General features: G+C 59.1%; 1 protein-coding gene. It reads left to right on the forward strand.

What is annotated here, in order from left to right; translation table 11 throughout:
• Positions 1 to 389: ABC transporter permease subunit (locus tag FJV41_RS56575; protein WP_246137950.1), on the forward strand; the 389-nt coding region annotated here is incomplete at both ends.

Here is a 389-nt window from a genome sequence, read left to right on the forward strand (position 1 = left end):
CTGCGACGCCTGCTGTTACTGCTGGTCACGCTCTTTTTTCTGACCTTCGTCGGCTTCAGCCTGAGCTACTTTACGCCGCACGCTCCGCTACAAGGCGCGTCGCTGTGGAACGCCTGGCAGTTCTGGTTCACCGGGCTGCTGCACTGGGATTTCGGGGTCTCCAGCATCAACGGCCAGCTGATTTCACAGCAGCTAAAAGAGGTCTTCCCGGCCACCATGGAGCTATGCATTCTCGCCTTTGGCTTTGCGCTGCTGGTGGGGATTCCCGTCGGAATGCTGGCCGGCATTATGCGTAACAAATGGCCCGACACCCTGATTAGCGCCCTGGCGCTGCTCGGCTTTTCGATTCCCGTTTTCTGGCTGGCGCTGCTGCTGACGCTGTTCTTCTC

The sequence above is a fragment of the Myxococcus llanfairpwllgwyngyllgogerychwyrndrobwllllantysiliogogogochensis genome, from assembly GCF_006636215.1.
Lineage (GTDB): Bacteria > Myxococcota > Myxococcia > Myxococcales > Myxococcaceae > Myxococcus > Myxococcus llanfairpwllgwyngyllgogerychwyrndrobwllllantysiliogogogochensis.